This window comes from Piscinibacter sp. (genome assembly GCF_050175855.1).
In the GTDB taxonomy this organism is placed as follows: Bacteria; Pseudomonadota; Gammaproteobacteria; order Burkholderiales; family Burkholderiaceae_C; genus Piscinibacter.
This window is the reverse complement of sequence record NZ_JBFXIO010000276.1, coordinates 1-7,164: the sequence shown is the minus strand read 5'-3', so window position 1 is coordinate 7,164 and position 7,164 is coordinate 1. Positions and strand designations below refer to the sequence as shown.

The 7,164-nt window shown below is 72.7% G+C and carries 4 protein-coding genes and 1 pseudogene; 2 read left to right on the top strand and 3 right to left on the bottom strand.

Annotated elements, in window-relative coordinates:
* Both AB7U92_RS18615 and AB7U92_RS18610 read right to left on the bottom strand, forming a co-directional pair.
* Positions 1 to 1,006: pseudogene (locus AB7U92_RS18615) on the bottom strand (ABC transporter permease); the annotation flags it as partial.
* Complete coding sequence (locus tag AB7U92_RS18610; RefSeq protein WP_428580334.1) at positions 1,003 to 2,196, bottom strand: ABC transporter substrate-binding protein; 1,194 nt, start codon at positions 2,194 to 2,196, stop codon at positions 1,003 to 1,005. The gene AB7U92_RS18610 and the pseudogene AB7U92_RS18615, both read right to left, overlap by 4 nt.
* Before the next feature lie 87 nt (positions 2,197 to 2,283).
* Between AB7U92_RS18610 and AB7U92_RS18605 the strand changes: the two genes are divergently transcribed.
* The gene (locus AB7U92_RS18605) at positions 2,284 to 3,288 is read left to right on the top strand and encodes a nucleoside hydrolase (RefSeq protein ID WP_428580331.1); all 1,005 of its coding nucleotides are present in this window, start codon (positions 2,284 to 2,286) and stop codon (positions 3,286 to 3,288) included.
* Positions 3,289 to 3,460: 172 nt separating this feature from the next.
* Positions 3,461 to 6,463 (top strand): CHASE domain-containing protein, encoded by a 3,003-nt coding sequence (locus AB7U92_RS18600; RefSeq protein ID WP_428580328.1) that lies wholly within the window; start codon positions 3,461 to 3,463, stop codon positions 6,461 to 6,463.
* 3 nt (positions 6,464 to 6,466) lie between these two features.
* Here AB7U92_RS18600 and AB7U92_RS18595 read toward each other — a convergent pair whose 3' ends face one another.
* Positions 6,467 to 7,054: a restriction endonuclease gene (locus tag AB7U92_RS18595; protein WP_428580326.1), complete on the bottom strand. Its 588-nt coding sequence runs from the start codon at positions 7,052 to 7,054 to the stop codon at positions 6,467 to 6,469.
* Between the last annotated feature and the right edge of the window lie 110 nt (positions 7,055 to 7,164).

The following is a 7,164-nucleotide window of genomic DNA, read 5'->3' as shown; positions in this document are numbered from 1 at the left end:
ACACCACCTGCGGCCACAGCGCCGGAAAGCGCCACACGCCGGCCACCGAGACGAAGGCCAGCAGCGCGAGAGCCAGCCCGTAGAGCAGCGCGCCGCTGACGATGGCCGCGCCAACCGCCGTGACCGCGCGTGGAGCCCCGCCGGCCGCCGCCCGGTCGCCGCGCACCTGCAACGCCCGCAGCAGCGGCAGCAGCGCCCGCACGGCGGCCACGGCCACCACGGCGCCCAGCGCCACCACGCCGGCCAGCAGCAACGCCGCGGCCGCGCCCTGCGCGTTGACGGCCGCATCGGCATCGAGCAGCCAGCTCCAGGCCAGTTGTGCGAGCGTGGGCGGGTTGGTCGGCCCGAGCACCAGCGCCATGTCGACCACGCTGGCGCCATAGGCCCACACCGCCAGCAGCGGCAGCGCCAGGCGCGGCAGCAGCTGCGGCCACAGCACGCGCCACCACACGCTGGCCGCGCTGTAGCCCATGGCCTGCCCGGTCAGCAGCGCCTGGCGCAGCTGCGCGGCCTGCGCCACCGGACGCAGCTGTGCGGCCACGTTCCACAGCAGGAAGGGCACCTCCTTGAGCACCAGGCCGAGGATCAGCGCGAGGCCGAGCGGATCCTGCACCGTCGACACGCCGGGCGGCGACGCCCAGCCCGCCAGCGGCGCGGCCAGCCGCAGCAGCAGGCCGCTGGGCATCAGCAGCAGGGCCAGGCCGATGGCGAAGGCCGCGTGCGGCACGGCCAGCAGCGCGCCGAGTGCGCGCTCGATACGCGCCCAGGTCGAAGTGCCGTGCAGGTGCGTGACCAGCCACAGCGTGATCGCCAGAGACAGCGCGGTGGCCGCCACGCCGACACCCACCGACAGCGCCAGCGCCTGCGGCAGGGCCGGATCGGCGACGAGGCGCGCCCACGCGCCGGCATCGAGCGCCCCGGCCAACGCGAACCCCAGCGAAGCGAGCAGCGGCAGCGCGAAGGCCGCGGCCGGAACCCACCAGCCGCGACCGGCCACGGCGCTCACTGGCCGTAGCGTCGCGCCCATTCGCGCTCGATCGCTTCCACCCAGCTGGCGTGCGGCTCGGGCAGCACCGGTGCGCCCTGCACCACGCTGCCCGGCGCGCTGCCCTGCGAGAACAGCGCGCGGTCGGCGGCGGAGAGCTTGTCGATCGCGAGCACGGTCGGGTCGCCCCAGTGGCGGATGTCGGCCTTGCGCGCCTGCGCCAGCGGCGACTGGAGGAAGTCGATCACCACCTGCGCGCCTTCCTTGGCCCGCGCGTTGAACGGAATGGCGAGGAAGTGCGTGTTGCCGATCGTGCCGGCGGCATGCTGCCAGCTGATCACCGTCTCGGGCAGGCGCTTCGCGGCGATCTCGTTGGCCGCCTCGTTGGGGTTGAAGGTCAGCGTGATGTGCAGTTCGCCGTCGGCCAGCATCTGCCGCATCACGGCGTTGCTGGCCGGGAACTGCTTGCCCTGGCGCCACAGCAGCGGATGCAACTCATCGAGCGTGCGCCACAACGGCGAAAGCAGCGCGGCCGGGTCGGCCGGCGCCGGGGCGTACAGCGGCTTGCGATCGGCGGCGGTCTCCAGCAGCACCTGCTTCAGGAAGGTGGTGCCGTGGAAGTTGGGCGGGCGCGGGTAGGTGAAGCGGCCCGGGTTCTTCTTCGCGTACGCCAGCAGCTCGGCCAGGCTCTTCGGCGGCTGCGCCACGCGGCGGCTGTCGCCGTAGAAGGTGAACTGCGCCATGCCCCAGGCGGCCTCGTAGCCCTCCACCGGCTCGGAGAAGTCGATGCGCGTGGTCGGCTTGCCCGCCACGTCGACCAGCGCGAAGTTCGGCAGCGATTCGGCGAACGGCCCGAACAGCAGGCCTTCACGCTTCATCGTCAGGAAGTTCTCGCCGTTGATCCAGCCCATGTCGGCCGAGCCGCCGCTGCTGCGGCCGGCGGCCTTCTCGGCGCGAACACGCTTGACCAGTTCGGCAGTGTCGCCGAGCTTGACGTGCTCGAGCTGGATGCCGAAGCGCTGCGCCACCTCGCCGGCCGCCCACTGCAGATAGGCGTTGACGCGGTCGCTGCCGGCCCAGGCGTTGAAGTACACCGTCTGGCCGCGGGCGGCGCGCACGGTGCGCTCCCAGGCAGCAGGGTCGGCAGCACGCGCCGGGCCGAACCAGGGCAGCAGCGAGGCGGCGGCGAGCAGTCGTCGGCGGTCGATCATGTCGTCTGTGGGGCAGGTCGGGGACGGCGCAGTGTATCGGCGGCCGTCATTTGATTCGCTCCAGGGTGATTCGCGCAGAATCGCCCGATGGTTACACCCCTGGTGCGAAACGATGCCTGGTACACGCGGCGCCTGGCGCCACCGGCCGGGCCGGTGCGCGTGGTGATCGACACCGACGCCGCCAACGAGATCGACGACCCCTTCGCCATCGCCTGGGCGCTGCGCGTGCCCGGGCGGCTGAAGGTCGAGGCGCTGTACGCCACGCCCTACTCCTTCGCCCACCGCCGCGCGCAGATGGCCGTGCAGGACCATCCGCAGTTCGACCCACCGGACGTCGGCATGGAGCGCAGCCACGCGGCCATCATCGAGGTGTTCGACAAGCTCTGGCTCGATGTCGCCGGCCTGGTGCACCGCGGCTCGACGCGCTACCTGCGCTCGCTGGCCGAGCCCGAGCGCAGCGAAGCCACCGACCACCTGATCGCCACCGCGATGGCGACGCCGCCGGACGCCGAGCCTCTGTACGTGGCGGCGATCGGCTGCGCCACCAACATCACCAACGCGCTGCTGCTGGAGCCGCGCATCGCCGAGCGCATCGTCGTCGTCTGGACCAGCGGCTACCCCTCGCATGCGCCGCAGGTCAACGACTCGTTCAACCTCGAGCAGGACCTGCTCGCCTCGCAATGGCTGCTCGACAGTGGCGTGCCGCACGTCTACCTGCCGGGCTTCCACGTCGGCGCGCAGCTGCGCCTGTCGCTGCCGGAGATGGAACGCTGGGTGCGCAGTCGCGGCGCGATCGGCGAGCACCTGTTCCACCTGTACACCCACAACCCGCTGTGGCCGCTGCTGGGCATCACCAGCTTCGAGGCGCATTCCTGGGTGATCTGGGACCTGATCTGCATCGCCTGGCTGATCGAGCCCGGCTGGGTGCCCAGCGAGATCGTGCGCACGCCGAGGCTGGGCGACGATCGCCGCTGGATCGCCGACGCCTCGCGCCACCCGATGCGCGAGGCCCATGCGGTGCAGCGCGACGCGATCTTCCGCGCCTTCTTCGAGAGCCTGCCGGCGGCGCCACGGACGACGCCGCACAAGTGAGTCGTTGAGTCATGTCTGAGCGACACGACTCACGGATCGACGAAGTTCGCTTCTGCTTCGCGCCCCTGAGCCGGGAACACGGGTCGTGGCGGGCGAACTCGTGCATTCCGGCGCGCGCGGCGCGAGGGAACTGCATCAGTATTGAACTGTCCGCTACAGCAGCACCGCCCGCATGCCCGCCGACGCGACCGTCGACCTCGAGTCGCCCCCGCCCCGCCGCTGGCTCGCGCCGGCCGTGCTGGTGGCGGGCCTGGCGCTGACGGCGGCGTTCGCCGCCTGGTCCTGGCAGAGAGAGAACCGCGAGCACCTGGCGCGCTTCGAGCGCCGTGCCGAGCGCTTCTCGCAGGCGCTGGTCAACCGCGTGCAGTCCTATGTCGACACGCTGCCGGGGCTGCGCGCCTTCGACGCCGGCGGCGGCGCCATCGACGATGCGGCCTTCGCGCGCTACGTGCAGGCCTTGTCGCTGCAGCGTCGATTTCCGGGCCTGGCGCTGAGCTTCATCGCCGACCGGGTGGACGGCCAGGACCGGATGCGCTACGTGACCGTGGTGCGCGAGGACCGCAGCCTGCGCGCCGAAGGGCATCCCGACTTCGACATTCGCCCGCCGGGGGCGCGCCCCGAGCACATGGTGATCCGCCACGTGCATCCCGTCGACGACGCCACTTTCGGCTACGACCTGTTCGACCCCGACCAGCGCTACCGCGAGGAGGTGGATGCGGCACTGCGCAGCGGCGACTATGTGGCCACCGGCCCGCTGCGGCTGGCACGCGACCGCGCCAGCCCGATGGCACCGGCGCTGACCAGCGTGGTGATCCGCGCCGCCACTTACCGCGACGCACTGCCGCCGGCCGACGAAGCCGAACGCCTGCACAGTGCCGCCGGCGTGGTCGGCATCGCCTTTCGCACCGCAGAGCTGCTGCGCAGCGTGATCCCGCCTGAGCAGTTGCACTGGTTGCACGTTCGCATCACCGACACGCAGTCGGCGCAGCAGGGCCGCACGGCACTGGTGTTCGACAGCGCCTGGCTGGCGCCGGGCGCGCGCCGCGCCGCCGACGGGCCGCTGCACTCCCTGCGGCTGCCGGTGGCCGACCGCCAGTGGGAGGTCGAGATCGGTCTGCAGGAAGGTGTGACCCGCGCTCCGTTGGACAACGCCAGCCTGATGGCGCTGCTGCTGGGCACCCTGCTGTCGGTCACGCTCGCGGCGATGACGCACACGCTGGTGCGCGCCAACGCCGCGGCGGCGCAGAAGGTGCGCGAGGCCACCGGGCAGCTGCGTGCCGAGAAGCGCGCCGTCGAGCTCAGCGAGCAGCGCTTTCGCATGCTGTTCGAGCACAGCATGGACGCCGCGCTGCGCACCCGGCCCGACGGCAGCATCCTCGCTGCCAACGCCGCCGCGTGCGAGTTGTTCCGCGCCAGCGAGGCGCAGATCCGGCAGTTGGGCCGCGCCGGCCTGGTCGACCCCGAGGACCCGCGGCTCGCGCCGCTGCTGGCCGAGCGCGACCGCAGCGGCCGTGCCCGCGGCCAGCTGCGCCTGCGCCGTGCCGACGGCAGCCTGTTCGAGGCCGAGTTGTCGTCGAGCCAGTACGTCGACGCCGACGGCCGCATCACCAACAGCCTGATCGTGCGCGACGTGACCGAGCGCGAGCGCGCCGCCGCGCAGCAGGCCGAGCTCACTGCCATCCTCGACGCCACGCCCGACTTCGTCGCGTCGGCCGACCCGAGCGGCCGGATCACCTTCCTCAACCGCGCGGCCCGCCGCATGCTGGGGCTGGCATCCGACGCCGACATCGGCGGCTACAGCTTCGCCCATTGCCATCCGGCCTGGGCCACGCGCACCGTCCTCGAAGTCGGCGTGCCCGAGGCGACGCGCCATGGCGTGTGGGCCGGCCAGCTGGCCATCGCCTGCGCCGACGGCCGCGAGATCCCGGTGTCGCAGGTGATCGTCTGCCACCGCGACGCCAACGGGCGCGTCACGCGGCTGTCAACCATCGCGCGCGACCTCAGCGAGATCCATGCCGCGCAGGCGCACCAGCGCACACTCGAGTCGCGCCTGCAGGACGCGCAGAAGATGGAGTCGATCGGCACGCTGGCCGGCGGCGTCGCGCACGACTTCAACAACGTGCTGGCAGTGATCCTCGGCAATCTCGCCATCGCCCGCGAGGACCTCGATGCCGACCATGCCGTGCAGACTCCGCTGGCGCTGGTGCAGCAGGCAGCCATGCGGGCGCGCACGCTGGTGCAGCAGATCCTCGCCTTCAGCCGCCGGCTGCCGCAGCAGCGCACGGTGCAGCCGCTGGCGCCGCTGATCGACGAGCCGCTGTCCCTGCTGCGCTCGACGCTGCCGGCGTCGGCGCGGCTGGAGCGCAGCGTCGACGACGAGCCGCTGTACGTGGAGGTCGATGCCCATCAGATCCAGCAGGTGCTGCTCAACCTGTGCACCAACGCGCTGCAGGCGCTGCCGGAGCAGGCGGGGCTGATCCGCGTCGAGGTCGCTCGTGCCGACGCCGGCACGGCGCGGCTGTCGGTGGTCGACGACGGCACCGGCATGGACGCGGCGACGCGTTCGCGCATCTTCGAGCCCTTCTTCACCACCAAGCCGGTGGGCCAGGGCACCGGCCTGGGCATGGCGGTCGTGCACGGCATCGTCACCGCCAGCGACGGGCGCCTCGTGGTGGACAGCGCCCCCGGCCGCGGCACCCGCATCGACGTGCTGCTGCCTTTGCGCAAGGCACCCGCCGAAGCCCCGCATGACACGGCGCCGGGCCCGCTCGAGCACGCCGGCCAGGCTGCGGCGGGCTGCGGCGAATGCATCCTGCTGGCCGACGACGACGAGGTCGTGGGCCTGACCACCGAGGCGCTGCTGCAGCGCGCCGGCTACCGCGTCACCCGTGTGGGCAGCGGCCTGGCGGCCATCGAGACGGTGCGCGAGGACCCGCGCGCCCATGCCCTGGTGATCACCGACTACAACATGCCCGGCCTGTCGGGCCTGGCCGTGGCCGAGCAGGTCGCGGCGCTCGCGCCGGGGCTGCCGGTGCTGATCACCTCCGGCTACGTGACCGAGGAACTGCTCGAACGCTCCCGCGCGCTCGGCGTGCGCGGCGTGCTGCTCAAGGAGCACAGCCTCGAGCGGCTGGCGGCGCTGGTGCGCGAGGCGCTGGCGGGCCAGGCCGCCTGAGCGTCAGCGCGGCGCGGCGGGCAGCAGGCCGCGCAGGGCCTGCGCCATCTCGGCGGCCTGCCACACGGCGATGCGTTGCTGCGCAGCGAACGGCGCGGCGGTGTCGGTCAGTTCGCCCAGCGCGATGTACAGCGCGTCCGGCGCCTCGGCGGCCTCGCGCGCCGCCTGCAGCGCACGCAGCGGCTCCAGGCCCGTACGTGCCGATTTCCAGCGGCGTGCGCACACCAGCATGCGCCGGCCGGCGCGCTCGATCTCGAAGTCGCAGCCGTCCTGCTGCAGGCGCTGCACGCGGTTGCCGTCGCGCACGAAGGCTTGCTCGAGCAGTGCCGAGAACTCCGGCCAGCCCATGGCCATCAGCCGCTGGCGGGTCTGCTCGACCTGCTCGGCGCTCGGCTGCTTCCACTGCCGCCCGAGCGCGATGGCCGCGACCACGGCGAAGGGGAAGGACGACAGCGCGCCCACCACGCGCCAGCCGTCGGGCATCACCGCCGCCATCACCGCGCCCAGCACGAGCGCGATGGCGAGGCTGTACCACCACGGAGAACGCAGCAGGATCGCGAACAGCGAATTGGGCGCCATCTGGAACTTCATGGGGGCGCGAGTCTACGCGGCCAGCGCGGCCAGTTCGCCGGCGACCCGATTCACCCCCTCGATCGAGAGGTAGTCGTCGACGCGGCCGCGCACGTGCGCCACCAGGGCGG

Bases quoted from the DNA above. Each gene is read 5' to 3' on its own strand.
- AB7U92_RS18600 (WP_428580328.1), top strand. From the start codon at position 3,461: ATGCCCGCCGACGCGACCGTCGACCTCGAGTCGCCCCCGCCCCGCCGC.
- AB7U92_RS18595 (WP_428580326.1), bottom strand. From the start codon at position 7,054: ATGAAGTTCCAGATGGCGCCCAATTCGCTGTTCGCGATCCTGCTGCGT.
- AB7U92_RS18610 (WP_428580334.1), bottom strand. From the start codon at position 2,196: ATGATCGACCGCCGACGACTGCTCGCCGCCGCCTCGCTGCTGCCCTGG.
- AB7U92_RS18605 (WP_428580331.1), top strand. From the start codon at position 2,284: ATGGTTACACCCCTGGTGCGAAACGATGCCTGGTACACGCGGCGCCTG.